The organism is Acetivibrio cellulolyticus CD2, from assembly GCF_000179595.2.
GTDB classification, from domain to species: Bacteria; Bacillota; Clostridia; order Acetivibrionales; family Acetivibrionaceae; genus Acetivibrio; species Acetivibrio cellulolyticus.
Genome location: NZ_JH556653.1, coordinates 807,319 through 833,610, shown reverse-complemented (window position 1 = coordinate 833,610; position 26,292 = coordinate 807,319). Strand labels below are relative to the sequence as shown.

General features: G+C 33.7%; 24 protein-coding genes. 16 read left to right on the top strand and 8 right to left on the bottom strand.

What is annotated here, in order from left to right:
• Positions 1-26: 26 nt before the first annotated feature.
• From ACECE_RS0205890 to ACECE_RS0205865, 5 genes are all read left to right on the top strand, one after another.
• On the top strand, positions 27-494 hold the full coding sequence (locus tag ACECE_RS0205890; protein WP_010245379.1) for a DUF1934 domain-containing protein: 468 nt from the start codon (positions 27-29) through the stop codon (positions 492-494).
• Entirely contained in the window at positions 457-2,154 is a 1,698-nt protein-coding gene (gene argS, locus ACECE_RS0205885) for an arginine--tRNA ligase (protein ID WP_010245376.1), read from the top strand. Before ACECE_RS0205890 ends, argS begins: the two co-directional genes overlap by 38 nt.
• 98 nt (positions 2,155-2,252) lie before the next feature.
• Positions 2,253-2,891 carry an MBL fold metallo-hydrolase gene (locus ACECE_RS0205880; RefSeq protein ID WP_010245374.1) on the top strand — a complete coding sequence of 213 codons (639 nt, stop codon included), beginning with the start codon at positions 2,253-2,255 and terminating at the stop codon, positions 2,889-2,891.
• A gap of 214 nt (positions 2,892-3,105) precedes the next feature.
• Positions 3,106-3,474, top strand: a complete 369-nt coding sequence (locus ACECE_RS0205870; RefSeq protein ID WP_010245372.1) for a hypothetical protein — start codon at positions 3,106-3,108, stop codon at positions 3,472-3,474.
• 326 nt (positions 3,475-3,800) lie between these two features.
• A complete protein-coding gene (locus ACECE_RS0205865) occupies positions 3,801-4,286 on the top strand; it encodes an SMI1/KNR4 family protein (protein WP_010245370.1) in 486 nt (161 codons plus the stop codon).
• Between the two features lie 100 nt (positions 4,287-4,386).
• Here the strand turns inward: ACECE_RS0205865 and ACECE_RS26745 are convergent, their stop codons facing one another.
• A complete protein-coding gene (locus tag ACECE_RS26745) occupies positions 4,387-4,821 on the bottom strand; it encodes an endonuclease V (RefSeq protein WP_456049006.1) in 435 nt (144 codons plus the stop codon).
• A 73-nt stretch (positions 4,822-4,894) separates the two neighbouring features.
• Between ACECE_RS26745 and ACECE_RS32550 the strand changes: the two genes are divergently transcribed.
• Positions 4,895-5,083: a hypothetical protein gene (locus tag ACECE_RS32550; RefSeq protein ID WP_162862494.1), complete on the top strand. Its 189-nt coding sequence runs from the start codon at positions 4,895-4,897 to the stop codon at positions 5,081-5,083.
• 1,057 nt (positions 5,084-6,140) lie between these two features.
• Here the strand turns inward: ACECE_RS32550 and ACECE_RS0205855 are convergent.
• The 5 genes from ACECE_RS0205855 to ACECE_RS30985 form a co-directional block, all read right to left on the bottom strand.
• Positions 6,141-7,079 (bottom strand): hypothetical protein, encoded by a 939-nt coding sequence (locus ACECE_RS0205855; protein ID WP_010245366.1) that lies wholly within the window; start codon positions 7,077-7,079, stop codon positions 6,141-6,143.
• A gap of 308 nt (positions 7,080-7,387) precedes the next feature.
• Positions 7,388-9,259 (bottom strand): hypothetical protein, encoded by a 1,872-nt coding sequence (locus ACECE_RS0205850; protein ID WP_010245358.1) that lies wholly within the window; start codon positions 9,257-9,259, stop codon positions 7,388-7,390.
• A complete protein-coding gene (locus ACECE_RS0205845) occupies positions 9,228-9,584 on the bottom strand; it encodes a hypothetical protein (RefSeq protein ID WP_010245357.1) in 357 nt (118 codons plus the stop codon). Before ACECE_RS0205845 ends, ACECE_RS0205850 begins: the two co-directional genes overlap by 32 nt.
• Positions 9,581-10,093 carry a hypothetical protein gene (locus ACECE_RS0205840; RefSeq protein ID WP_010245356.1) on the bottom strand — a complete coding sequence of 171 codons (513 nt, stop codon included), beginning with the start codon at positions 10,091-10,093 and terminating at the stop codon, positions 9,581-9,583. The genes ACECE_RS0205845 and ACECE_RS0205840 overlap by 4 nt, the downstream gene beginning before the upstream one ends.
• On the bottom strand, positions 10,083-10,259 hold the full coding sequence (locus ACECE_RS30985; protein ID WP_162862493.1) for a hypothetical protein: 177 nt from the start codon (positions 10,257-10,259) through the stop codon (positions 10,083-10,085). Before ACECE_RS30985 ends, ACECE_RS0205840 begins: the two co-directional genes overlap by 11 nt.
• Positions 10,260-10,650: 391 nt before the next feature.
• On the opposite strand from ACECE_RS30985, the gene ACECE_RS0205830 reads away from it, so the two are divergent.
• The 4 genes from ACECE_RS0205830 to ACECE_RS0205815 all read left to right on the top strand — a co-directional run bounded on the left by ACECE_RS0205830 (position 10,651) and on the right by ACECE_RS0205815 (position 12,682).
• Positions 10,651-10,848: a hypothetical protein gene (locus tag ACECE_RS0205830; protein ID WP_010245354.1), complete on the top strand. Its 198-nt coding sequence runs from the start codon at positions 10,651-10,653 to the stop codon at positions 10,846-10,848.
• A gap of 21 nt (positions 10,849-10,869) precedes the next feature.
• Entirely contained in the window at positions 10,870-11,436 is a 567-nt protein-coding gene (locus ACECE_RS0205825; protein ID WP_010245353.1) for a pentapeptide repeat-containing protein, read from the top strand.
• A 562-nt stretch (positions 11,437-11,998) separates the two neighbouring features.
• A complete protein-coding gene (locus ACECE_RS30980) occupies positions 11,999-12,154 on the top strand; it encodes a hypothetical protein (RefSeq protein WP_010245349.1) in 156 nt (51 codons plus the stop codon).
• Between the two features lie 114 nt (positions 12,155-12,268).
• The gene (locus tag ACECE_RS0205815; protein WP_010245346.1) at positions 12,269-12,682 is read left to right on the top strand and encodes a hypothetical protein; all 414 of its coding nucleotides are present in this window, start codon (positions 12,269-12,271) and stop codon (positions 12,680-12,682) included.
• A 587-nt stretch (positions 12,683-13,269) separates the two neighbouring features.
• Here ACECE_RS0205815 and ACECE_RS0205810 read toward each other — a convergent pair.
• Positions 13,270-14,388 carry an acyltransferase family protein gene (locus tag ACECE_RS0205810; protein WP_010245344.1) on the bottom strand — a complete coding sequence of 373 codons (1,119 nt, stop codon included), beginning with the start codon at positions 14,386-14,388 and terminating at the stop codon, positions 13,270-13,272.
• A 346-nt stretch (positions 14,389-14,734) separates the two neighbouring features.
• Between ACECE_RS0205810 and ACECE_RS0205805 the strand changes: the two genes are divergently transcribed.
• From ACECE_RS0205805 to ACECE_RS0205795, 3 genes are all read left to right on the top strand, one after another.
• Positions 14,735-15,376, top strand: a complete 642-nt coding sequence (locus tag ACECE_RS0205805) for a response regulator transcription factor (protein WP_010245342.1) — start codon at positions 14,735-14,737, stop codon at positions 15,374-15,376.
• A gap of 152 nt (positions 15,377-15,528) precedes the next feature.
• Entirely contained in the window at positions 15,529-17,301 is a 1,773-nt protein-coding gene (locus ACECE_RS0205800) for a sensor histidine kinase (RefSeq protein WP_010245340.1), read from the top strand.
• A gap of 277 nt (positions 17,302-17,578) precedes the next feature.
• Positions 17,579-19,549, top strand: a complete 1,971-nt coding sequence (locus tag ACECE_RS0205795) for a DUF5050 domain-containing protein (protein WP_010245333.1) — start codon at positions 17,579-17,581, stop codon at positions 19,547-19,549.
• A 185-nt stretch (positions 19,550-19,734) separates the two neighbouring features.
• Here the strand turns inward: ACECE_RS0205795 and ACECE_RS0205790 are convergent, their stop codons facing one another.
• Positions 19,735-21,135 carry an amidophosphoribosyltransferase gene (locus ACECE_RS0205790; protein ID WP_010245330.1) on the bottom strand — a complete coding sequence of 467 codons (1,401 nt, stop codon included), beginning with the start codon at positions 21,133-21,135 and terminating at the stop codon, positions 19,735-19,737.
• 388 nt (positions 21,136-21,523) lie between these two features.
• Between ACECE_RS0205790 and ACECE_RS31445 the strand changes: the two genes are divergently transcribed.
• From ACECE_RS31445 to ACECE_RS0205775, 3 genes are all read left to right on the top strand, one after another.
• Positions 21,524-22,813, top strand: a complete 1,290-nt coding sequence (locus ACECE_RS31445) for a SpoIID/LytB domain-containing protein (RefSeq protein WP_010245327.1) — start codon at positions 21,524-21,526, stop codon at positions 22,811-22,813.
• A 362-nt stretch (positions 22,814-23,175) separates the two neighbouring features.
• Entirely contained in the window at positions 23,176-24,591 is a 1,416-nt protein-coding gene (locus tag ACECE_RS0205780) for a glycosyl hydrolase family 8 (RefSeq protein WP_117385778.1), read from the top strand.
• 226 nt (positions 24,592-24,817) lie between these two features.
• Positions 24,818-26,188 (top strand): dockerin type I domain-containing protein, encoded by a 1,371-nt coding sequence (locus ACECE_RS0205775; RefSeq protein ID WP_010245322.1) that lies wholly within the window; start codon positions 24,818-24,820, stop codon positions 26,186-26,188.
• Positions 26,189-26,292 lie beyond the last annotated feature (104 nt).

The window sequence follows — 26,292 nt, the reverse complement described above, 5'->3', positions numbered from 1 at the left end:
CTTATCAAAAATGGAGGCGAAGCTATATGAATAAGAATGTTATTATATCCGTAAAAGGGATTCAAACTTCAGCCAGTAAAGATACAAATACTCTTGAACTTGTTACTGAAGGAAGATATTATAAAAAGGGAAGCACATACTATGTAACATATAAAGAAAGTGAAGTTACAGGCATGGACGGCACAACAACTACTTTGAAGATTTCCAACGGCATTGTGACTTTAATGAGATTCGGTTCGGTAAATACTCAGTTTATTTTCGAGAAGGGTCAGAAGCATATGTCATATTATGATACACAATACGGCACATTTACCGTAGGAGTAATGACAAATGCAGTAACAGTAGATGTTGATGACGCAGGTGGAGAAATAAGGGTTGATTATCATCTTGAAATAGATAATAATAAACAAGGTGGAAATGATTTTCATATGTTTATCAGGGAGGCAGGGCAAGGTAATGACGAATGTAGTGGAAGTGTTGAAATCTCAAATTAGCGAAGTGGTTAAAAACTCACTTTCGAGGGCTGTGGCAAGTGGAGAATTGCCGGAATTTGAAGTGGGTGAAATAGTTATTGAAACTCCAAGGGAAAAAGAACATGGTGATTTTTCAACCAATATAGCCATGCAGGCTGCAAAGGCTGCAAAAAAAGCACCAAGGCAGATAGCGGACATAATAATTAAAAACATGGAGTTCGAAGGTACATATGTAGAAAAGGTCGAAACAGCAGGGCCGGGTTTTATAAATTTTTATCTAAATAATTTGTGGCTTTATGATACATTAAAGACTATTCAGACTATGAAGGATAAATATGGTGAGATCAATGTAGGTAAGGGCAGCAAGGTAATGGTTGAGTTTGTAAGCGCCAATCCTACAGGACCTCTCCATATGGGAAATGCAAGAGGAGGAGCTTTGGGTGATTGTATCGCCAGTGTTTTGTCAAAGGCTGGATATGATGTAACAAGGGAATTCTATGTTAACGATGCGGGAAATCAGATTGAGAAATTTGGAATATCTCTTGAAGCTAGGTACATTCAACAGTTAAAAGGCGAAGATGCAGTAGAATTCCCTGAGGATGGATATCATGGCGAGGATATAATCGAGCACATGAAGGATTATATAGCTATAAATGGGGACAAGCTCCTAAGTGTTGACAGTGAGCAGAGAAGAAAAGAGCTTGTTGAATTTGCTCTTCCTCGCAATATTGAAAGAATCAGAAGTGGAATGGAAAGCTACGGCGTCAAGTTCGATGTTTGGTTTTCTGAACAGTCCCTGTATGACAGTGGAGAGCTTAAGGATACTTTAGAGCTGCTTAAGAATAATGGACATACTTACGAAAAGGATGGAGCGATCTGGTTTAAGACATCCGAGTTGGGAACTGAGAAGGATGAAGTTATAGTTAGAAATAACGGATTACCTACTTATTTTGCTTCAGATATCGCATATCATAAAAACAAGTTTTTAAAGAGGAATTATGACAGGGTTATCAACTTGCTTGGTGCAGATCATCATGGCCATGTAGCAAGAATGAAGGCAGCTGTTAAAGCTATTGATGTCGATCCGGACAAGCTTGATGTAGTGCTGTTTCAGTTGGTACGACTCTATAGGAATGGCGAAATTGCAAGGATGTCAAAGCGTACTGGTAAGTCCATATCCCTCACAGATCTTTTGGAGGAAGTTGGACGTGATGCAGCAAGGTTTATCTTCAATACAAAAGCATCCGGAAGCCATATTGATTTTGACCTTGACCTTGCTGTTAAGCAATCAAATGAAAATCCTGTGTACTATGTTCAGTATGCGCATGCAAGGATTTGCAGTATGATTAAAAGACTTGAAGATGAGAATGTCAAGCTCCAGAGCGTGGATTCTGTGGATCTTACCAAGCTTGTGGCGAAAGAGGAAATTGAATTGATGAAAAAGCTTGCAGAGTATCCGGAAGAAATAAGGATAGCAGCAGAGACTCTTGAGCCAAGCAGACTTACAAGGTATGTTCTGGATGTTGCAGGTTTGTTCCATAGCTTTTATAATGCCTGCAAGGTAAAGGATGCAGAAGGAGATAGCTTGAGGAATGCAAGAGTTGTCCTGGTAGACAGTACAAGGGTTGTTATAAAAAATGTTTTGGATTTGTTAAGTATAAGTGCACCGGAAAAAATGTAAGTGTATTTACAGACAGTTGTTGGAATCCTACGATTTCAGCGACTGTTTTTTCTGTTTAACCCAGAAAGAAAATTGTGTATAAATTATGGAGGAATTATATGAAGATTAAATGGTTTGGGCACTCTTGTTTTCTAATTACATCGGATAAAGGAATAAAAATTGTAACCGACCCGTTTGATGAAACTGTAGGGTATAAACTTCCCGATGTTGAAACCAATATTGTAAGTACAAGCCATGAGCATTATGACCATAACAATGCGGGTATATTTAAAGGTACGCCTGTGCTTGTTAAAGGTTCAGGTAGAATAAATATAAAAGGTATTGAATTAACAGGTGTAGAGACTTTCCACGATGAAGATGCCGGGAAGAAGAGAGGACTTAACACGGTATTCAAGTTTGAGCTGGATGGTTTGAATGTTTGCCATCTGGGCGATTTAGGACATATTCTTACTTCCGGACAAGTGAAAGAACTTGGCAAGGTGGATATTTTGCTGACTCCTGTAGGTGGTATATACACTATAGACCATATTGGGGCAGTAAAGGTTATGGAAATTTTGCAGCCGGCTGTTACCATTCCAATGCACTATAAGACAAAGGCTTTGAAGTTTTCACTTTCAAGAGTTGATGAATTTTTGGATTTGGTAGGGGATTACAAGAAGGTTGATGGGACTGAGATTGAGATTAGTAGGAAGAATATAGGGGATTGTGCTAAAGTTGTGGTGCTTGATTATAAGTAAAGTTTAGATAAGAAGTGGTTTTTAAAGATATGTTTTAACAGGAGACTCAAGAATGGGAAGTACCAATGATAGTTTCATTACTTGTGGTATTTCCTTTCTCATATCATTAATAAGTCAAGGCTTTTGCTGGAATAAAAAATTTAAGGATAATGTTTCTAAAAAAATGGAAAAATGATATAATAGGGACATGAATTTTTAAAAGGACGTGTTTTAAATGGAAGAAAAGATGTTTGAATTAATGACCAAAATGTATAGCGAATTTTCAGAGTTTAGAAAAGAAACAAAGGCCGATATGAATGGGCTTAAAGATGATGTGAATGGGCTTAAAGATGATGTCAATGGGCTTAAAAATGATGTGAATGGGCTTAAAGGTGATGTCAATGGGCTTAAAAATGATATTAATGGACTTAAAAGGGATATTGTGAGGATTGAAAACAAACTTGATACGAATTCAAAAGCCTTATTTGACGGATATAATCAGACATATGAAAAAGTTGTATCTGTAGAAAACGCTGTAAATGCCCTTTCATCCAAAGTAGAAAAACAGGAAGTAGAAATAAAAGTAATTAAAGGCGGTAAATAAGCTAAATCAAGTCTGAACTAACCAAAATCATACTGAACAGTGAAACTAAAGAATGCATATATAGGCCATCCAAAACGGATGGCTACTGATTTTGAAGTACATATTACTTCGTTAAGGGATGTATGACCCGAAAATTGCATAGTTTTTGATTGAGGAGAGGTATATAATGATTTACTGCTGCTAAAACATGCTGACTTAAATGTCAAGTATGTTGTTTTTGATTAGGGAGGGTTTTTATGTTTGAAAAAACTATACGTAAGTACCAATGCCTGTTCATAATGTAAATCACTTAGATGGTAATGCAATCTGGGGGGATGAATAAGATAATGAGTTCAATAAAGTGGAGAAGACCAGGCGAACCTCTAAGGCGTGAAGATATTTCAAAAATAGAGGAGATTTTTGGTATTTGTTTTCCAGAAGATTATGTTAAATGTGTGCAGCAATATCATGGTGCAAGTGTAATACCATATCGTGTAGACTTAAATGGCAATGTTAGAGTATTTGCAAATTTATTATCATTCTCGAATGATTCTATTGATAACATTGTTCAAGCATATAATAATAACAAAGACAGACTTATGGATGGTATTGTTCCATTTGCATGCGATCCTGCCGGGAATTATTTCTGTTTTGATTTTAGAAAAAATAAAGATAAGCCATCAATTGTATTCTGGAATCATGAAATAGCAGTTAATGCAGATGATTATTATCCTGAATATTTAAAGCGTTTTAGTCTTGAAGAAGCTCAAGAAAGAGCAATGGAGAAGGTATGTAATAGTTTTTCAAAATTGCTAAAAATGCTACATGACTAAGAATATGGGTAAATTTATATTGTTTATTGAAAGTTACTAAACATTTATTATCATGCTTTATTTATACTTCCATCAAATTACTTAAACAATTAATGCAAGTTTATTGCTTTGAATTATATTCAGCTAACGCCATTCTAACTGCATGGTCTGCCTGCCGAGTTGTTTCGGGAAGTCGATATTGGGGAGAAAGCCTTAGAACCCATTCACAAGCAGTTTGTAATGAAATGCTATGACCAATAGAAACGTAAACGGGCTTTATATTATCTTGAGTTCTTAATGTATTGCCAATTATTTCGCCATTGTCTATAAGAGGCATATAATCTCCTTTTTTCATTCCTGGTTCATCTGTTTGCCCAAGAAGCCGTGTTTTGCCACATCCAATAGTAGGTATATCAAACAGTATCCCCAAATGACTTGCTAATCCAAATCGCCTTGGATGAGCGATACCTTGACCATCACAAACGATTAAATCCGGCTTTGTCTTCAAGTTACCCAAGGCTTTAGCGATGGATGGTAGTTCTCTAAAAGAAAACAAACCTGGCAAACCAATCTACCCAAAAAAGAAAAGGGCTTAGTTGACCAATAACAGATGCTTTTCGGTAAACAAAATGAACGAAAATACATTTTTGTACATTTTGTTTGCTGAGGGCGACAGTTTCGGCATAGTACAAATAACTGTAAAAAAACACTTCGTGGACAATTTGTCTCCTCCTGCACCTATCGAAGCCGCCTACAAGCGAATCCGGGGAAAACCAATCCCCCCAAAAAGAGGGAAGGGCTTCGGAGTTTACACGTAGCAGCCTTATGAGAAAAATACATTTTTGTACAATCAACAGACGGAGCATCATGTTCGGTTCTTTATCGTAAAAAGCTAGGGGTTAGCTTTTCCCCAAAAGCAGGTTATTCCATCAACGTATCTTCACTGTTTAAAATCTCCACTAATTGGTTGAACAAATGTTTTTTCCTCATTTAAATTTTTCATTGCCGTTAACAGTAGTAATTTCGGTTATTTCAGCGATAATATCTTTTCCTAAACAAATGTGAATGCTGTTATCTTCTCCTTGCCCCAAAAATTTCTATTTTGTGAGTTTTAGAGATAAGATGACCACTCCTTTAAAATCCGCCTTTCTTTTACAAGAATTCTATCCTTCATAAATTCTATTTAGTAATCTTGCACTCTGGTTATTTGTAATCAAAAGAATATTTTCACCTATTTTACTGTATCAAATTCCGGTTTACTTCTTAGAAAACACTTGTCGCAAGGTATTGGGAAAGTCTTTGCTGTTCGCTTCAGCGGCTCTTCTTGCCCGTTTCGGGGTTGCGATTTTTGTCTCCTCCCTATTTCCTAAATTCTCCGAAGTGTTTTTGAAGAGACTTCGAAGAAAAATGGGTAGATCATATATAGATAAATCGAATATAAAATTTTTCAACTCTCTCCCCAAATCGCAGTTTAGCTAATTAGGTAAGCTTTCAAGTAAAGCTTTGTTAATTCCTGTGCTTCTATTTTTAAAGTTAAAAGCTATCATCAGAACAGGTTTTGAAAAAATCGGTTCATTACTTAACCCCTTATTGCCGTTATACTTTATATTAAATATATTTATGAATATTCTTTTGTGGCGGAGCCATAGTTCCAGAATACTCAATTAAATTGGAAGATAATACAATCATAATTATAAAATGATCTTTTCCTTACATATATACACCTCTTAGAAATGACTTTATACTATACCTTTAAGCATATATTGGATATTTATTTACAACTTATTCTGTCATGAAATGTGATCCCCAATAACATAATAAACTATACAACTGTGATTCTATATGCCTTTTCTTAAATTATATATATTATAACTGTTAGAATACACCATGAATTGATATATTCTGATTCATATGTGAGTTAAAAGTAATACTATCATCTAAATAAAGCCTTCCGCAAGAAATTAGTGCATTATCGAAAGTAATCTTTTCTATACCACGTATCTTTTTCCACCTTTTTATATCATTATATAATTTGTATAGTAAATTCGAAATGTCTTTTGCTTTATTTCCTGATAATTTATATTTATATACCAATGCATTTTCATCAAATAGTTTAAACTTAGCAGTATAGTAAGTTACTGTCTTTTTATTATCTTCACTAAATATAGCATCATAAAAAGTTTCACTGCTATTTGATGATTTAGTAAATTTACTCTCTGATAATTTAACATTAATTATTTTTTTATATTTGATAAAATCTTTTTCAGTAATCCAATTAAAACACCCCTTTAAGTCTATATAATCATTTATAAATTCTTGTAGAATAGAAAATTCACGAGTACTAATATACTTTGATATCCTATTTGAATCTAGTAATTCTTCAATGCTACCATTAAAATCATCAAAAATACTAAACAAAAAATAACCGTGGTGTTCGTTATTAGATAAGGCATTAAAAATTGTATCTTTATTCTTATCCAGTTGTCCGTCTAAATCCTCCATCTTTTCATCAAGTTTCGGATTAAATTCGTTATAAAAATGTGTGGTAAAATATATAAACTTTAAAAAAATATCGCCAATATATTTATCAACAACTTGGCTGATGAGTTTAGTTGATTTATACATAAGAATTTTTTGATATAAGTCATATACAATAAACACCAATGGTAATGAAATAAGTGAGGACGCAACGTTAATAATAACTGTTTGTATATGTAAATCTTCTACATTAATAGCTACAACATAACTCAGAGCCGCAATAACATAGCATAACAAATATTTTACTATTACTTCTATAAATAAATACTTTAACATTTTAAATAAAACCCCTATTAGCCTCTTTATCACTTGTATATCATCTCCTTGTTACTTTCAAATCATATTTATAACTCACATTATCATAAGTTTTCAAATGTCAATATTAGTCAACTTAACCAGCTTATGGTTGAAAATAAACATAATCACCTAAAAACTATTTAGGATGGATTAATTTCTGCAAAGATATTTTTCTGTCTCTCTTTAATAAATTTTATATATCAATAAATTAATTATAATTCTGAACAAGGCTTAATTTCTTTGTTTATAGGTTTCTTCATATATCAAAGTTCTGATCGAAATAACTGTTATTTAAGTTTGTTTAATAACTTACTATTTTCATATAACTCTCTCAATATAGCCTTTTGTCCGAATATTTCTTGATACATTTCTTTCTCTGTAATACTAGCAGTAAGAAATACTTGCCCTTTCTCACTCTCATTAAGTTTCTGTAAGAACCGCTTATACTTTGGTAGTTCAATATCCTTATCTTTAGGGGAATCAAAGAAGATAAAACCTATATGGTTAATATCTGCATCCTCAACATCCAAAAGCTGAAATAGTGAAAGAACATAAGATAATCTTGCCGCAACTTTCAAACTTGCAGACGAATTTTGTCTGATTTCCAAATCATCAACATAGGGTGTATAATCTTCTGGGTCTATGTATGTTTTATTTACATCTTTATAAATAAATTTTAAGCATCTATCAAACAAATTCTGCCAAAACACAATATTTTTCATATCTTTCATTGAGTTTTTTTCTTCTTCCTCTAGTTCTGTTCGCAAAGAAGATATTTGTGAGTCCAAATCGCCCTTCTTTTTAACAAGTTTTTGCTTATTTACCAAGTTTCTATGGAATACACCTATTTTTGAGTACTGAGTAGAAAGCTCATCATACCTAATTTTTAAAGAATTAATAATTTCCTCAATGGGACTTCTTAGTTCTTTCAATTCTTTAATATGTTCTTCTCTTATTTCCAACAATGAACTCTCCAAACTAACTTTAAAGTTCTCCAAATCCGAAGTTTCAGACGCAATGCCTTCTTTTGCCTGATCTGCTTCAACTAGCGATTCCTCAAGCATCTTCTTAAATTTTGATATATTATCATAATCATTTTCCTTAATTGTTTGATTGCAGTATGGACACCCTTCGCCAGCCTGTGGCTTTTTCATTATTGGAGACAAGCAAATGGGGCATTGCTCAACTGGTATTTGTGTAAGTAATTGTCTTGCTAGTAACATTTTCTTTAACTGTTCAAGTTCATTTTTGACACTTTCAAAGACAGTTTCTATATCTACCTTCTCTAATTTCAAAGCTCTCAACTTGTCATTTACTTCCAATAACTCCTTGTTATGATTGAGTATTTTTAATTCAACCTTTTCATTCCTAACATTTTGAAGATTAGCAAGGTTCTGAATTTCAGATTCTGTAATACTTTTCTTTTCCTCAATAATTGCCTTTAGCATATCCTCGACTTTTTCAGCATCATTTGAATAATCCTTATTTTCGTTTATTTCTTGTTCTATTAATGTAGTCAAATAATTTATATTTGAATTGACATCTCTTTTTTGAGCTAATGCATTTTGTAGTTCTAACCTCAATTTTAGTATAAGATGGTTGTCTTTATCCAACAGAGACTCAATAATTACTTTTTTTATAAGTGAAACGCTATTGAGATAATCTTTATCTTTACCACCAAGTTCAGAGAATATTTTGTATGCAGTTGTTTCTTGATCTACGAATACAGCTCTTAAAAGAAAATAGAACCTCAATGTAGCCTTTTTATTGTTCCCATACGAAACTGTCTGTGAGTCATATCCTTCTTGGGATAATAAGTAATCTGAATATTCCTCAATGCTCTTAGCATCCATGTTTTCATTATCTAATGAATCATCATCGTTTATAGGTATCATGATAACTGTATCAGAATATGGAAGTTTTCTTATTACTTTATATTTAAATCCAGTTTTTAATTCAATATCAAGTTCTACATAATCACAAAGTCCTTGTTTTGATATTTCTACAATAAAATTATCGATATATGTTCCTAGTCCATAGAGAATAAGTTTCATAAATGTTGATTTGCCAGTCTTATTTTCTCCAAGTAAGATGTTTGTCTTCCCAAAAACCATTTCAAATCCCATTTCACCTTTTACGTTTATTCTGTGAATTAGCATTTTTTACCTCCCTCCGATAAATAGCAAGGGCATCTAATCCTTTATCGGTAATATACAAAGTTGTTCCTAAATCTTTGCTTGACTCTATTTTAATTAAGCATCTACTTAGCAACAATACAACTGAATTATCTAAAGTTTTTAATGCTTCTTTGCCCCTTTTACTTGTCATAAGATAAATTAAATCAATTCGTTTGTACTTTAGTCCCAATTTAGGTCGAGTAGATAGTTTGTCAAGTATCTGCATTGCAAAATAAAACGGATCGAGCTTGGCATCCTCATAGAAGAACCAGTCAGTTTTTCTACTAATAAGCATCTTCGTAATCATGAGACATCCTCTACTTTCCATCTTATTGCACAGTTTGAAGTTGCTATGTAAAGTAACCCGTATAAAAATGCTTCATCGATTGTTAGAAAATCCTCATACTTGATAACTAATTGCTTAAACTCTTCGTAAATACTATCCATATGCTCTTTCAATAGGTCTCCATCATCCATTTCTGCTATAAACTTGCTTTCTATTAATGCAACCAAATTATCATATATATCTGCTACTTTTTGCTTCCCCTCTTCAGATTCACACATTTTTAACAACAAACCGAGGGTCTTTAATTTCCATTTAATAGCGTTTGATTTGAGCCCGATAGCTTTCCCGTCTCGTAACTTTCTTAATAGGGTGGTGTTATCTTTATCACAATTAATATCAAAACTTAGGGTATCTCTGATTGGAATTGAGGCTTTTGCAATATCCCTGCAAATTACAACGTTGGTAACCTTATCCCCTGCAACCTGATCACCATGTACTGTGCTGTTTGATTGATCAATCTTATTTGCCATGTTTATCACCACCAGTTTGATCCCCAAAGACAATACTACCGCTTTGATCTGTTTTCTTATTTATCTTGGATGAAAATTTTACAACAGTTCCACCAGAAATGAATCCAAAAACAAAGGTTAAAATATATCCAATAATATCACCAAGTGTAATCTGATCAAATCCCACATATATCACCCCTTTTATTAATAATAGTTCTCATAATGAAACTTTATAATAAACCAAAATTATTATTTGTAATACCAACTACCGTTTATAGACAGAGCATTCCTAATGTAATCACTTTGAATTATTTCTATTATTTATTTTATATATTAGACTTTTGTATTTCAATAGTTTTTTAAATTTATTATGTAAAATTTTGATATACTGTTTTATATAGGCATATGAGGTTAAGCAGAACTAGATGCATTAGCTTTAGACCCCGCTAACGGTAAAATGAAATTATTAGAAAGAGATGCTGGACTTGGTTGTGAAGGAGATGGACAAATTCCAGGACCTATTACGCGATCCGCCGATCCAATAGCTGATTTCATTGATGTTAACGGGAAGGCGTGGGATGTCAAATCATTTAGTACTGATTGGAAAAATGGATATGATTATAATACTGCTATGTGTGAAATCTTATGATGAGATATTTAACAAAGGACAGAATGTAATAATTGACTCAACCTATCTTGCTAAATGGGCACATGATGAACTAGTGGCAGGGGTAATATCCAAGGGTTGGGGACAGTACGTTCGATTTTATCCTTAAGAAGACGAGGTGCTCTAAATTATGGAAAGAATAGATGATAAGGAACTTAAAAGATCAATTGATGTTCATATACTTTGTTCAAATACATCTGGTAAAGCTGGGGTAAGGTTATATTTATGTAACAAAGATTTATCTGGTTTGGATTTATCAGGTTTGGATTTAGATGGAGCAGCAATGGAAGAAGTGAATTTTGCGAGTTCTAAATTTGTTAATACCATGTTAAATGATGCACATTTAGTTTTCTCTATATTTAATAATGCCGATTTAACTGGTGTTAAGTTAAGCAAAGCAAATATGAATAAAACATTATGCATAAGTGGAATCTTTACTAATTGCAAAGCTATAAGGGCTACGTTCTATGAAGCAAATTTGAAAGGTTCTGACTTTACAAATGCCGAGTTATTGGGGACTAGTTTTAGTAAAGCAAATTTAGATGGCTGTAATTTCAGTAATGCAAACTTAAGAGCGACGATTTTTAACGAAGCAAGGCTATATAATGCAAATTTTAAGGGAGCGACTGGATTAGAGGAAATTTATGACAACCAAACTATAGATATTGGTCCTGAAGGTTCACAAATTATACTTTAAGGTGAAGAAATGAAAAAATGGTTAAGGGAGCAGGCAGCAATTTAGTATTAATGTGGTAGCAGTGGCCCGCTTTCTTTGCAATATTGATAGTCAAATCAATAATCTAAGGCTGAAGGAGTAAAACCCTTAGGCCTTTTTTCTTATTATTTGAGTCTGGGGATTTCCCAACCTTTTTATAAACTAGAATATTATTTTCTTCTGGAATACCAGCAGTGCAAGAGTACTTTACTCATATTGCTTAGTAATAGGTTATAATGGGAATAACAGAACCCAATACCAAAATATTTTTTGTTTATCTAACACTCACAAAGAGTATGCGCCGTATTTTTTTGCTTTTATCCAGAATAAGGACATTTTTTATCAATGTTTGTAGACGTTTTAATATTTGGTATGATAAAATAATTGTAAAAATTATGTATGTTAGTCTAAATGAGGTTTGGATTAATATCAAGGGAAATAACATAGAGTAAGTGGGATAATTAATATATGAAACTTTTTGACTTGTTGCCTAACAACATAATTTATATAAGTATTATTTATCATACATTAGGAGGTCATGCTTATGCCACGTAAAACAAGAAGCGATTGTACTGTTGGAACTTTTGAGCGGAAAAATGGACTTCCTCCTGGTACAATACGCAATGAAAATGGAAGAGATACAAGAAGTGATAAAAAGATTGGTACTATTAGGAAGGAATATGATGAGAAAAATAAATAAGTGTTGATTAACACTAAATTTCTCGAATATTCTATTTATTCCATTTATACAATTTTGAAACATATTGGAAGCAGGGAAAAACTTAAATATTAGAAGTTATTAGGGGAGGAGGCTATGGGTTCTAGTTATATACCTGTTATAATATCAATAATAGGTCTGGTTGTTGCAATAATTACTTTTATTTTGACTTTTGTAAGACCGGCTAAGCTAATTTGCAAAGTTGGTCCATACATAAAAGTCCATTATACAGATTTTGATAAGGGAAGGGTACTTGGCTTATATATTCCAGTGACATTTATTAACACATCAAACAGAATTGGCGTTATTACTAAGTCAGCAATTTCAATAACCAGAACAGATTCTCCTGACTCAAATTATTACACTCCATGGAAGAACTTTTCAAAGGTAGATGGTAACAAGTTTGTTGTAGATGAAATATCCCATTGTATAGCAATATCAGGAAAGTCAAGTGGTCAAAAAAATGTAAGGTTTGCGTATATCAAAAAGGTTAATTTTGGAAAAGAGTAGTTACATAATAAATTTTTTTATTGGTATAAAAAATAAATATCCATATTGTATCATTCATAAATTTCTACTTTTGTTTAAAAGCTTCAACTAGAGGCTCTCGAAACCCTTCGCTTTTTTTGGGGGATTTGGTTTGCTCCGAAATTGCTTGAAGGCGGCTTAGATAGTCACTGGAAGAGACAGTTACCGAAGTTTTTAACAGCTATTTTTTCCTATAGTCTTTCTCTCAAGAATTAAGAAACAAAGACAAGCCTGTAAACGATATTTTTTAGGAATATTATAACCGTAAAATCTCACAAGGCAAAACGACAAGCCGAGCAATCAAGGTTATTACAAGAAGGGTTATAAATATAGTCTTTGGACTCATAAAATCTAAGGATAATGTTCCTAAAAAATTAATTCACATATAAACAGAGATACATACTTCCGTGGAAGATGTGATTGGACAAAAAGCAATTTGTAGGTGACTAACATCATTCTATCGGTGATGTCAATACAAGTATAGATGAAACCGAAAAAGAAAGCTGCCGGGATTGTACCCCGGCAGAATTGACCAGATTTCTCCTATATCCTATGTGCACACGAAGATTCTACAAAACTTTTCTCAGCAATGGCGCCTTCCTCATTATAAAACCAAGAATCCAGCTTAACGAGACACCTAGAACCACATCCAAAAACAGTCTTAATTCAAACGCAACAGGAAGGTATCTGACAAAGTAAAATACTAAAAACATCGGGAACATGTGAAATACATAAGTGCTAAAGCTGCTCTGAGTTAAGGCCTTCGTAAAGGCACCTCCGCCGTTAAAGAACTTCTGAAATATTCCAAGCAGCATTTGGATTAATGAGAACATTGCAATATTGTAAACAATAGATACAATTAGTTTTTGTGGCACTGTAGCAGGGTTAAACATGAACATGATAAAATAAGTATAACAGTAAGCAAGTATTGAAGTAACATAAATTATTGTCCATGGCAAAACTTTAGGTTTATATCCGTCCTTAAACCAATTTCTTTTGTAGGCATATATTCCAAGTGTATAATAGGCTATATATAATGGCAGTGATGTCTTTTGAAAAACTACAGGATAGGACGTAAACCATCCGTAAAAGTTTCCGGTTAATACACCGATAGAAAAATGAGCTATTATACATCCCAAAATAAACAGTACAAAAAATATAGGCGTGGGTTTAGTTGATTTTGTAGGTAAAAGTGATATCTTCTTCTTAAATATATTTAGAACCAGCACTGTAATCAAAATGAAATAAATCAGTACTCCAAGAAACCAAAAATGGTAATGTGCAAAATACTTGGGATTGAAAAAGCCTAAGCATAGTAAAAAAAAGTTGTAGTTGTTTCCATCACTTAAAACCGAGATACTTGCCAATATAGGAGATGTTATAATCACACCAAATAAGAATGGTATACCAAGCATGGTTAACTTATCTTTCAAAAACTTACTAGTGCCTTTTTTAGCTAAGGAAGGCAGTACAAAATAACCGGCTAAAAAAAACATTGTAGACATTAGAAAAGGTCCTTCAAGAAATATTACCCAAAATCCGATTAAAGGTGATTTAGCCTGCACATCATGAATCCATCCGTTAAACGGTGGCGTAGTAAACGGCAATCCTGCATGAAGCACTAACACTAGAAAAATAATAAATGCCCTGAGATTGTCGAGAAAATCAATTCTTTTTGCGTTTTCCATAACCTCATCCCCCTAAATTAAGTTTTTAACTTTCATAATGCTGAAAATGGACTTTCCCTGTTCTATACCTCATAATTAATTCTTTTATGAAACAACGGATTGCAGAAATGAATTTGTAGGATGATATACTATCATGTATTTTGAAAATTCTATAAAATGGAATCGCCTGATTTTATTTTACATACATTTTTGTCATGTTAAAAGATGCGTTGTGTAAGAATATAGCATGCGTTTTGTAACATTTTTTGTAGCGTAAATACTTCCAAAATACCATAATTATCACAAATTTGTTTTACTTGTACTAACTGGGATGATATAATTATAAAAAAACATATTATGGTGACTTATGATAAAAGTTGTAATTGCGGAAGATATGGATATCTTGAGAGAAAGTTTAAAATACATGATTGAAAGCGATAGCGAAATGCAAGTTGTAGGACTTGCACATGATGGCAAAGAAGCATACGAGCTTTGCAGAGAACATAAGGCAGATATTGTCTTAATGGACCTTAGGATGCCAGGTTGCGATGGTCTTGAAGGTACACGACTTATAAAAGCTTCTTTTCCTGACAAAAAAGTACTTATACTTACTACCTTTGAAGATGAAGAAAGTATCTCTAGTGCTATACAATGTGGCGCCGATGGCTATATAACAAAAGACATTCTCCCTAAGCAGCTTCAACAGTCTATTAAGAGCGTTATGATGGGATTAGGTATTGTAAAGAGGAATATAATGAATTCAGTTGTTAGGAATGTTAATTCCACGCATCAAAGCGATGTTAGCATTAGTGCTCTAAATCTTACAGACAAGGAAAAGACACTAATTCGTCTTGTGGTTGAAGGAAAAAGCTATAAAGAAATGGGAAAAGAAATTTGTCTTTCTGAAGGTTATGTAAGAAACATGGTATCAGAGTTACTCATAAAACTTAAGATGAAAGATAGAATTCAGCTTGCAGTATTTGCTGTAAAAAACAAAATTATTTCATAATCAAATTGCCCAGTGCTTTTTAACATTACTAATTTCTAATCTTTCATAATGTTAAAAATGCACTTCCTCTGTTTGTGCCCCGCTTCTAGAAACAAATTCTATTACGGGGCACCAGTAACTTTATTTTATCAGCCAGTTGGGGTGTGTATGTAATGAGAGTAGTTTTTCAAATGATAGTTTGCAGTATTGCGATGATCCTGGCTTTAATTATGATATTTACTGTAATAATTAATGGAAAAAAGACTTCGCTTCGTACTGTCTGGATTGTATATATATTTGGTGGTTTTGTCTGGTCCTCCGGTGAATTTATGATAACTTTGTACTACGCTAACTATAATTGGCTCAGTTCTCACAACCTACTTTTCCTTATAACTCCGATCAACTTTTATAAAATACTGTCTATGAATACCGAATCATCTGTTTGGCTTTTATTCAGTTTGATTTACTCATACAAAACTTTAACATCTACTGAAAAGAAACTTTATAAGTACAAGTGGTTGATTTTTGTTCCAGGCCTTATAACTTACCTATTGTTGGTAAAAAATGAATATCACGGGCTTGTTTACTATTGGGTAAATGAAAATGGAAAATGGCTTGCCTATTTTGGCTTGGCAGCATGCATCAATACAATAATAAATTTAGTTTTTCATCTTATAGGCGCAGCAATACTGTTAAGGCATGTAAAAAACACATATCCATTTAATAGAAAACAGTGGCTTATTATTCTTTTCTCAGGATTAATTCCTAATTTGATAAGCACTATATATTTTTTAACACCTCTGTACCTGAAATATAATAACTTTGATATCATTCCGTCAACATTTTTCTTAAATCTTTTGCTTTATAACCTTGCTATATTTAAATACAAATTTTTAAACATAACTCCTGTTGCATTTCCAAAAATGGCAGATGAACTAAAGGAATCCATTCTTATTATTGATGCAGATAAAATTATAGTTTACTTCAACCGTGCCTTCAAAGAAAACTTCTCGGATAAATGCAAAATCTTGCTTGATGATGACGTAACCTGCTTAACAACCTACTTAAGAAATAATTCAGATAATGCCAATGAAGTAGAAAAGACTATCCTTGCTATTGAGTCGCTCAGTCACGATAAGATAAATGGTGAAATACATTTGTGTACATATAAAAAGCATTTTACAGTTAATATTCAGCCTCTGTATGTAAAAAAGGATTTTATCGGTAATATCATAACTTTTCATGACGTTTCCGATTATAAAAAGCTTCTCGTTGAAATAGAAAACAAAAACTGCGATTTACAATTGGCAAATAATCGGCTTAGAGAGAATGCCAGTGCTGTTGAAAAACTTGCTATTGTCAGGGAAAGGAATAGATTAGCAGGCGATGTACATGATTCTGTAGGGCACACGATGACTGTGCTTATTTCACTCATAGGCGTATGTTCCATTGCTTGCGAAAAAGATATAGAAACAGTAAAACAAAAACTTAATGAAATGATGGATGTGGCTATAAAGGGACATAAAGAGCTCAAAGAGTCTGTTCAGGGCATAATACCGGAAGATCATGTAAATTACGGAATAGTACAAGGCGTACATTCTCTTATTAAAGATTTTGAAAAAACAGGGGTTGTTGTGGATTTCTCAGTATATGGTTATGAAAGCAGCCAGTTTATCTTTCATAGAAGCACTATCTATCGAATATGTCAGGAAGCCCTTACAAACTCATTGAGACACGGAAAAGCCTCCTATGTGGGCATAATACTCAGGTTCTCAGAAGTATTAATTTCACTGTATATTATTGATGACGGTTTTGGCTGCAAAGTTATAAAGAAAAATACAGGCCTTTCAAATATGGAAAAGAGAGTGTCCGAATTAGGTGGTAGAATCAACTTTGGTTCAGATGGCGAGAAGGGATTTAGTATTTGCGCAGAATTTCCATTATAACAAAAACCCTATCGTATACTTTCTTTAGCCCGAAATACTAACCTAAAAAATTGAAAATATATTTAATATGCGCATCTAGTTATTAAGCAAAAGTTTATTATTCAACAGACTGAAAATATGGTATGATAATTAAAAATGTGTAAAGGAATTTAAATTATGAATTATGTAATGTATTAATAAAGTTCAGAAGTTGTTGATTGACAAGTAATAGTATTATTATACAGATATACAGATAAAAACGCTGGATTTTTAATTTATTTTATAAGGGGAGTTAGAAATGAAAAAAAGATTTATTATAATTGCCATAGGACTATTGTTATTTAGTACAGGTTGCAGTACCACAAGTACAAAAAAAGATGACTCAGTACTCACACCTAAGCCTTCTATTTCAACTGGAGCAGATAAATTATCTACTCCATCACCCGAAGAAAATGGTCTTATTACTGCATCTCCAGAAATAATAAACAAAAAGTTTGACTATAAAGATGTATTCAAACTTATAAAACTTACGAAAAAAGAAGTTGAAGAAATCTTGGGAACAGGCTTTGAGGAGGTTGCTACTGGGCCAGAAGGTACTATGATGGGTTACAATTATGAAGATATTGGTATTAACCTGGCTTTTTATAGTTTTGGGGATGGTGAAGAAAGGGTAGAGTTTATATACCTATTTGGAGATGCAAATGTAAACGGCGCAAAAAGCGGAATGAATTTTTCGGAGATAAAAAGCAAGCTGGGTGATACTTCAGTAAAAAATACCTTTGTTGAAATACCTGAAAATAAAGCGTATGAGCTTGAATACGAGATTGATAACTGTATCCTTAGTTTTACGTCGTACCAGCCTGATGGAGAAAATTCTTCTATATCAATCAGGGAAAATTTAAATAGACATATGACACCTGAGCCTTTGGTGTCAAATAAAGTAGATAAGCCAATTTCACAGCCTATAGAGGTATCCTTGGCGCTAGATGGGATTCAGGTTAATAATAGACAGGCTTCTCAAAAATATATGGCATTTAAAAAAGACAATGAGGTGATGATAAATACCGAAATTGTTAAGGAGTTTGCCGAAGTTTCAGCTGTAAAAGAAGGAAAGACTGCTGCATTTGATATAAAATTCGGCAGCCTGATAATGAGGTTTGTAGAAAAGGATAGGAACTATAAGCTTTTGCCAGCAGGTACTAAAAAGGAACTAAAAGCTGCTGCAGGTATATATACAGGTAGCTCAGAGAAATCATCATTTTTTGTACCCGCTTCGGTTCTTGAGCAGGAAACCGGAATGAAAGTAAAACTGGAAGATGACTATCTTGAGGTTAATACATCCCGTGTTTATAATTTCATAAATGACAGCAGTAATATCACGGGTAAAGGGGTATACGATACCTTCGCCGTAAAAAAGGGTGCGTGGATTTATTACAGCAATCCAAATGATGATTCAAAACTATATAAAATGAACATAAGCGGAAATATTAAACGTAAAGTCAAGGATATTTACAATGTGGGTGAGCTTAATGTTTCGGATGGCTGTATATATTTTCTTGCAGCAGGGTATAAATCAAATCTTTACAGGGTTGGAAGGGATGATAATGGGCTTGATATTGTAGGAGAGGACTTTATTACATACATGAGAATTTCCGACAGTTGGATTTATTATGTTGTAAACGATAACGACAAGGGCGAAAAATATAATCTTTATAAGATGAAAACAGATGGCAGCAAACGTACTTTTCTATTAGAGGTAGATGATTGGAACTTTAATAACCTGAATGTCCGGGATGAATGGATATATTTCCAGGCAAGTGATGATGGCAAGAGGGGTATTTACAAAATAAAAACCGATGGTTCTGGCAAAACTCTTATAAATGAGGGAGAACATTACAATATCAATGTTATTGGTAAATGGATTTATTTTTCAGATGCTGATGATGGAGGTCATATCCATAAAACACTTCTTGACGGCAGCAGAGATACAACTCTTAACGATGATAGAAGTGATGAACTCAATATAGAAGGGGAATGGGTTTTTTATCGTCCATCATTTATAGAAGAAACAGGGGTATATAAAATCAGAACCGATGGAAGTCAAAAGACAAGGTTAAGTAAAGATAATCCATTCAGTATAAATATTATTGATGACTGGATATATTACCGAACCTGTCATACTAAAAATGGTTATATAAATGGATTATATAAAATGAAAAAAGATGGTTCACAAAGGGTAGAAATTGAAGTGCTAAACTTACAGGATTAGTTAATTATTGGTCTCAAGCTATTTGATTGTAAACGAAAGATGATCTTGCAGGTTTCAGGGTTTACAGGAAAACAAGTAACTGCGAAACAAAAAATAAAGCCTACCAAAATCGGCAGGCTTATTTTTATTGAAATGTTTTTAACTTATTTTCTTTATCAAATTAACCACTAATACACAATCAAAGTTTATTCCTTACCGTTCCAGCAGTAAGTACAAACCTTATCTTCAGGCAATCCTATTGCATCAATCATATCTTCCAAGGTTTGATACTTTAGTGTTGTGAGGTTCAAACGCTTGCGGATACAGTCAACCATGCAGTTGTGCTTTTCGGTTGATGAATCACAGTATTCATCAAGAGAAGGTGGTTCACTGCCTTCTAATTCCACAATGGCTTGGCGGGCTGCTAAGTCCATTTCTGAACGGGATCTTGAAAAGTTCAGGTATTTACACCCATAGAGAAGCGGAGGACAGGCGGAACGCATGTGAACTTCTTTTGCATTACAATTATATAGTAATTCAGCTGTCTCACGGAGCTGTGTACCACGAACAATTGAATCGTCACAAAACAGTACACGTTTTCCCTGTACGAGTTCGGGAATTGGAATGAGTTTCATCCTTGCAACAAGATTACGCATTTCCTGATCCTGTGGCATGAAACTCCTTGCCCATGTAGGAGTATACTTTATAAACGGCCTGCCGAATGGAACCCTTGACTCGTTCGAATAGCCAATTGCATGGGCTATTCCGGAATCGGGAACTCCTGCAACAAGGTCAACTTCAACATTGTCGTTTTGGGCTAGGGCAGCACCATTACGGTAACGCATTATTTCTACATTCATTCCTTCGTATGAAGAGGAAGGATAACCGTAGTAAACCCATAGAAATGAACACACTCTCATTTTATTGCCGGGAGGTGATATCTTTTCAATGCCATCAGGCGTTAAGAAGACAATTTCACCTGGACCAAGTTCATACTTGGTTTTATATCCTAAATTAGGAAAAGCACATGACTCTGATGCTACACAAAAAGCTCCGTCCTTTTCACCTATAATTAACGGCGTTCTTCCATAAAGGTCTCTTGCCGCATAAATGCCCTTGGAAGTAAGCAGAAGCATTGAGCATGAGCCATCTATAGCCTCCTGGGACTTTCTAATACCATCTTTGATAGAACTCTCCTGATCTATTAGGGCTGCAACTACTTCTGTAGGATTTATTTCACCCTTGCTCATTTCTGAAAAGTGAAGATAGTGTTTTTCAAAAACTTTACTCACTAGTTCCTTTATATTATTGATCCTTCCAACAGTTGTTATTGCATAGTTACCATGATGTGAAAATATTGATAATGGCTGTGCTTCATTATCGCTAATGCAGCCGACTCCAATATTTCCTGACAGACCTGGAAGCTCGCACTCAAATTTAGTTCTGAACTGAGTATTTTCAATATTATGAATAGACCTGCTAAATCCGGTTCCATTCCAAATAGTCAAACCTCCACGGCTTGTCCCTAAATGTGAATGGTAGTCAGTACCGAAGAACAAATCCGTTACACAATCATTTTTTGATGCAACGCCAAAGAGACCCCCCACGAACAAATCACCTCTATTAATTATTTGTAATATTAAGTATTTTAAAATAATAATCGCCTCCAACCTCATGAAATCTATTTCTTTCGAAATAGCCTTTGAGAAACAGAGGCGTTAATCATTATTAAGCACTCACAATAAACATTATAAATCAATGACGCAATAGTTTAAAGTACTAATTTGCATTCTTATGCTGGAATTACTATGCTACAACCATATCTTGGGCTATTCACGGATGTTTTCTGCAAAATTTTTTTTATTGTTCGCCCTACATGGGAAATTGTTTTCTTCCAAACATTACAATTAGCGATAAGTTTAACTATTATTATTGACATTTCATTTTTGTATAGATATAATTTATGCGGACTTTTTAACATTTGACGTTAATGTTATGGGGTTTACAAAAATTATAACAGAAGAGACAAAAACTATGGTACTCAAAAATTTAGTTATAACTGGTTTAATTAGCTGCTTGCTTTTCCTGACCAATTCCGTTTCATATGCTGTATCAACTAATCAGTATCTAAACTTTAATATTGGCAATGGTTCTGAGGTAAGTGTAGAAAATAGAGAGGTAGCTAATTTAATTGGTGAAATTTCAACATATTTAGATAAAAAGCAATACGATAAATTTATCTCATTGACATCCGGAGATTTAAATTCCAGCTTCTCTGATCTATTTTTAGGACCTGATAGCTATGAATATAGGAAGAAGAACATTGGGTTGTGGAACCTTAACAGGTTTAAAACAATAAATTATAAACAAGTGTCAAATGATCAGGTACCAAGGAGCAGCGTTAACTATAATGATTATACGGAATATGCTGAGCTTGTTACATATTATGTATGCTGTGATATTACTACAAAAGAAAACAATAGTGATATGTGCAGCGGTATGAATAATTTCATATTTGTCTTTGGCAAGGATAATAATGGTGAATATAAATTATTGCAGTGGTCACAGCACATTATCAAAGAAATGCAGGAAAGTAATTTGGCATCTGTTTGCGAGATCGGAGCTCTAAAGAATAATATTATAAATGGAAGATTGGATGGAACCGCTTTAGGCAGCAAAAAAGAACAGAGCTGGAAATATGATGATTTAGCTAAAATTGAAAATGATCCTTTCTATTGTCCTATGCCTTCTCAAATCAGAGTCAAAATTAAAGGAACTGGTGAAATTTCAACCGTTGATTTCTATTACTATATAAAAAATGTTTTACCTAATGAGTGGACAGCGTTGGCTGACCCTATGGAATCATTAAAAGCCGGGGCTATGGCAGTAAAGATGTATGGCTGGTATAGATGTTATAATTATAAGTATTATGGTATGGGGTTTGATGTATATGATACTACAGTAGATCAGGTTTATAAAGCTGGTAGTGAGCATGAAAGAAGTACTGAGGCAATTAATGCTGTGGCGGGAATAGGAATAAGAAATGCCTCTGGGCTTATTTTTGAGACACAATATAACGCTCATGATCAGAAGCAGCATAGTGGTTATATAAGTCAAATAGGAGCAAATAGTTTAGCGGATAAAGGTTATTCATGGGTTGATATTTGCAATTATTATTATTCAAATTCCAATAAATCTACTGGAAACATTTCAAGTTTTGATTATTATTCGATATGGGGTGTAAAAAACAAGTTTGAATTAATCATGAAAGCTTTGCTTGATTGATAATCCAATTCTTCTCTCGTTGTATTCTTTCATCAAAGATTTATCCCATTTTCAATATGTATAAATTATAAAATATTTTCGACAAGTAATATAGTCCAATGAATAATATAGTCCAATAAATAATAATATACAATTGTTTTAGAAGCTTAAAAAGGGTAAAATATAATTAATATAAGTTTATTAAGAATGTTTGTAAATATAGGTTTTAGGGTGGTGAGCAGTTTCATTTTTTACAATTCTTTGTATTTATTTTTAAAGGAGTTGATTAGAAAAATATTGTAACATTGAATAATCGTATCTAGTTTAATATTAAAGGGAGAGATATTGTGAAAAAAGTATTAATATTTTTTACGGTCGTAAGTATGCTTACATATTTGTCACTAGCTAGTGTGTGTTCTGCTTCTATTTCTTTGCCAACGTCAAACGCATACCCATATGGTATAAAATCTTTAGCAACTGATCAGAATAGTGCTAATGCTATGTTGTTGAGAGAATGGGAAGATTGGAAAAGCAGTCGTATAACTACAAGTGGAGCAGGTGGGTACAGAAGAGTACAAACATCAGGATCACAGGAATTTACAACTTGTTCAGAAGGAATGGGTTATGGTATGTTGCTCTCGGTTTATTTTAATGAGAGGGATTTATTTGATGATCTTTACAGTTATGCAAAGAAATACTTTAATGGAACTGGACTTATGGACTGGTCTATTGACGCAAATGGTAAAGTTGCTTCAACAGGAGCTGCAACTGATGGCGATGAAGACATGGCAACGGCACTTGTGTTTGCACATAAAAGATGGGGTTCAAGTGGTACTATTAACTACGAGCAGGAAGCAAAAAATTATATAAACAACCTGTTTAAATATTGTGTAGAGCCAGGTACATATGTACTGAAGCCTGGTAATTGGGGAGGTTCTGATGCACTTAATCCTTGCTATTTTGTTCCTTCCTGGTATAGGATTTATGCAGATTTCACAGGTAACAAAGATTGGTTAAAAGTAGCTGACAAGTGTTATGAAGTCTTGGATCAGATTGAGAAATTCAATAACAAGACAGGACTTGTACCCGATTGGTGTAAAGCAGATGGAACCGAACAGAGGTTGGCAGTGTGGAACGGTACAAGCAAATATGAATATAGCTATGATGCAGCACGTATGCCGTGGAGGATTGCACTTGATTACTCCTGGTATGGTACAGAAAAAGCTAAGGTTTATTGCGACAAAGTTTCTGCGTTCTTCAAAAACATTGGTCCTGAAAATATTGTAGACGGTTATTCCTTAACAGGTCAAAAGATAGGCCAATATCATAATCCTGCATTTGTGGCTACAGCTGGGGCAGGTTGTCTTACCGGAGAGGATTTGGATTTTGGTCAGAAAATGTTTAATGAGAGCGTGAAAGTTAAGGATTCAGCACCTTATGATTATTATGGAAATACTTTAAGAATGCTGACTTTGTTATATATGTCAGGTAATTTCCCGAATTTATATAATGGTTCACTGTCACCTACTATCACCCCTACTGCCACTGCTACTGTTATTACTCCTACTCCTACATCCAATAAATACGTTGTTGGTGATTTGAATGGGGACAATAGTTTTAATTCAATTGACTTCGGTTATTTAAGAATGTATATTTTAGGAATGATTAATAGTTTCCCATCTGAATATGGTATGTTGGCGGCAGATGTTGATGGAAATGGGCAAATTAATTCATTGGATTTTGGATTTATGAGGCAGGTTTTAGTAGGCATGAGGTCTGAATTGCCTAAAAAAAATTAACGATTTCATTCCAGCAATAGTAAAAGTCCGGTGCATGAAGAGCTACCGGACTTTTTGTTTTCTATCTTTGTTATTGCATTATTTCCCGTTCCATACGTGAAATCAAACACAACTAAATATATAACAGAGGCCTTTGTTGCCTCCCTTTAATCAATTATAAATATAATATGTGTAGACGAGATAATTTGAATTCTATATGATAAAATATTTTTAGGGGGGTGCATATATGTTCGATTTTATAAAAAGAAAAAATATCAGGTGTTTTTGCTTTATAATGCTTTTATCTGCTGTGCTTTTAAGCCCTGATATGTCAATTCCTACAAGTGCAGCAGAAAATATTGAAGGTACCAAAGACTATGAAATTATTAATCCTTATGAATCTGTTAATTGGAGTGCATTTGGGAAGTACAAAGCTTGTTTGCATATGCATACCGATGAGAATGGTGGATTACAATCTCCTAAAGAGATGATTGAGGATTGTTATAAAAAGGGCTATGATATCGCTGCAATTACCGATCATGATATTACAAACACTACCTGGGATAGAAATGACAGAAATACTGATAAATACTTGACTACTGAGAGGTTAAATGAAATCAAAGATGGTACTGACAGGAACGGAAGGGGAATGATAGGAATTCCGCTTACAACGGAGCAATCAGTATTTGATCATGTAAATACATTCTGGGCTAATTTCGTAAACGGAAGTGATGCTACAATAGAGAGTAAAATTGCAAAGTGTGAAGAGCTAGGTGGAATTTCCCATATAAATCACCCGGGTGATGCTTCAAGTAGTTTGTGCTTTGATGGTGATCAAATTACTGAAATGGGTAGAGGGTTTGTTGATAAATACACCAAAATATTTTTAAAGTATCCGTCTTGTGTAGGAATTGAAGCTTTTAATGCGGGCTATGGTAATAGGGAAAGTTTTAGACTTATCTGGGATCATATCCTTATGAATACAATGCCAAAACGTATGGTATGGGGATTTTCAAGCGATGATACTCACTATACAACCGGAACCGGTTTTAACTTTAACATCATGCTTATGCCTGAGAATACAGAAGAAAATATACGTTATTCTATGGAAAATGGAACATTCTATGCAGTAGCAGCATTAACAAATACTGCAGATTCCCAAGACTCTTTTCCAGTAATTGATAATATAGTTGTTAACCAGGATAAAAATTTGATCACAATTACAGGCGAAAATTATGATGTTATTGAGTGGGTTGCGGACAGTAAAATTATTGCTACCGGTAACAGTATAGATCTAAACAACTTTGAAGATAAGGTTAATAATTATATACGGGCGCAGCTTAAGGGACCAGGAGGTATGAGCTTAACACAGCCTTTTGGTATAATTGAGAAATCCACTGCTAAAATTGGAGATATTGATGGAATTGGAGAAGTAAATGCAATTGATTATGCACTTTTGAAAAGACATCTTCTTGGTTTAGGAAAACTCTCAGTACAACAAATTCAATTTGCTGATGTTGATGGAAATGGATTTTTGAATGCTATTGACTTTGCATTTATGAGACAATATCTTCTTGGCATGATTAAAGTTTTTCCAGCCGAGCAGGCAATAAGATAGCACCAACTTAAAGTGAAAAGAGTATGAACTCTGATTTTAAAATTAAAAACACTATTGAAAGATTGGTACTTTTACTGCTAAAATAAAAAAGCAAGTAAAAATGG

Bases quoted from the DNA above. Each gene is read 5' to 3' on its own strand.
- ACECE_RS0205840 (WP_010245356.1), bottom strand. From the start codon at position 10,093: ATGGCAAATAAGATTGATCAATCAAACAGCACAGTACATGGTGATCAG.
- ACECE_RS0205850 (WP_010245358.1), bottom strand. From the start codon at position 9,259: ATGCTAATTCACAGAATAAACGTAAAAGGTGAAATGGGATTTGAAATG.
- ACECE_RS0205855 (WP_010245366.1), bottom strand. From the start codon at position 7,079: ATGTTAAAGTATTTATTTATAGAAGTAATAGTAAAATATTTGTTATGC.
- ACECE_RS0205890 (WP_010245379.1), top strand. From the start codon at position 27: ATGAATAAGAATGTTATTATATCCGTAAAAGGGATTCAAACTTCAGCC.
- ACECE_RS0205830 (WP_010245354.1), top strand. From the start codon at position 10,651: ATGTCAAATCATTTAGTACTGATTGGAAAAATGGATATGATTATAATA.
- ACECE_RS0205845 (WP_010245357.1), bottom strand. From the start codon at position 9,584: ATGATTACGAAGATGCTTATTAGTAGAAAAACTGACTGGTTCTTCTAT.
- ACECE_RS0205795 (WP_010245333.1), top strand. From the start codon at position 17,579: ATGAAAAAAAGATTTATTATAATTGCCATAGGACTATTGTTATTTAGT.
- ACECE_RS0205880 (WP_010245374.1), top strand. From the start codon at position 2,253: ATGAAGATTAAATGGTTTGGGCACTCTTGTTTTCTAATTACATCGGAT.
- ACECE_RS0205815 (WP_010245346.1), top strand. From the start codon at position 12,269: ATGGGTTCTAGTTATATACCTGTTATAATATCAATAATAGGTCTGGTT.
- ACECE_RS31445 (WP_010245327.1), top strand. From the start codon at position 21,524: ATGGGGTTTACAAAAATTATAACAGAAGAGACAAAAACTATGGTACTC.
- ACECE_RS0205805 (WP_010245342.1), top strand. From the start codon at position 14,735: ATGATAAAAGTTGTAATTGCGGAAGATATGGATATCTTGAGAGAAAGT.
- ACECE_RS32550 (WP_162862494.1), top strand. From the start codon at position 4,895: ATGAACGAAAATACATTTTTGTACATTTTGTTTGCTGAGGGCGACAGT.
- argS (WP_010245376.1), top strand. From the start codon at position 457: ATGACGAATGTAGTGGAAGTGTTGAAATCTCAAATTAGCGAAGTGGTT.
- ACECE_RS0205800 (WP_010245340.1), top strand. From the start codon at position 15,529: ATGAGAGTAGTTTTTCAAATGATAGTTTGCAGTATTGCGATGATCCTG.
- ACECE_RS0205775 (WP_010245322.1), top strand. From the start codon at position 24,818: ATGTTCGATTTTATAAAAAGAAAAAATATCAGGTGTTTTTGCTTTATA.
- ACECE_RS0205825 (WP_010245353.1), top strand. From the start codon at position 10,870: ATGGAAAGAATAGATGATAAGGAACTTAAAAGATCAATTGATGTTCAT.
- ACECE_RS0205865 (WP_010245370.1), top strand. From the start codon at position 3,801: ATGAGTTCAATAAAGTGGAGAAGACCAGGCGAACCTCTAAGGCGTGAA.
- ACECE_RS0205780 (WP_117385778.1), top strand. From the start codon at position 23,176: ATGCTTACATATTTGTCACTAGCTAGTGTGTGTTCTGCTTCTATTTCT.
- ACECE_RS0205870 (WP_010245372.1), top strand. From the start codon at position 3,106: ATGGAAGAAAAGATGTTTGAATTAATGACCAAAATGTATAGCGAATTT.
- ACECE_RS30980 (WP_010245349.1), top strand. From the start codon at position 11,999: ATGCCACGTAAAACAAGAAGCGATTGTACTGTTGGAACTTTTGAGCGG.
- ACECE_RS0205810 (WP_010245344.1), bottom strand. From the start codon at position 14,388: ATGGAAAACGCAAAAAGAATTGATTTTCTCGACAATCTCAGGGCATTT.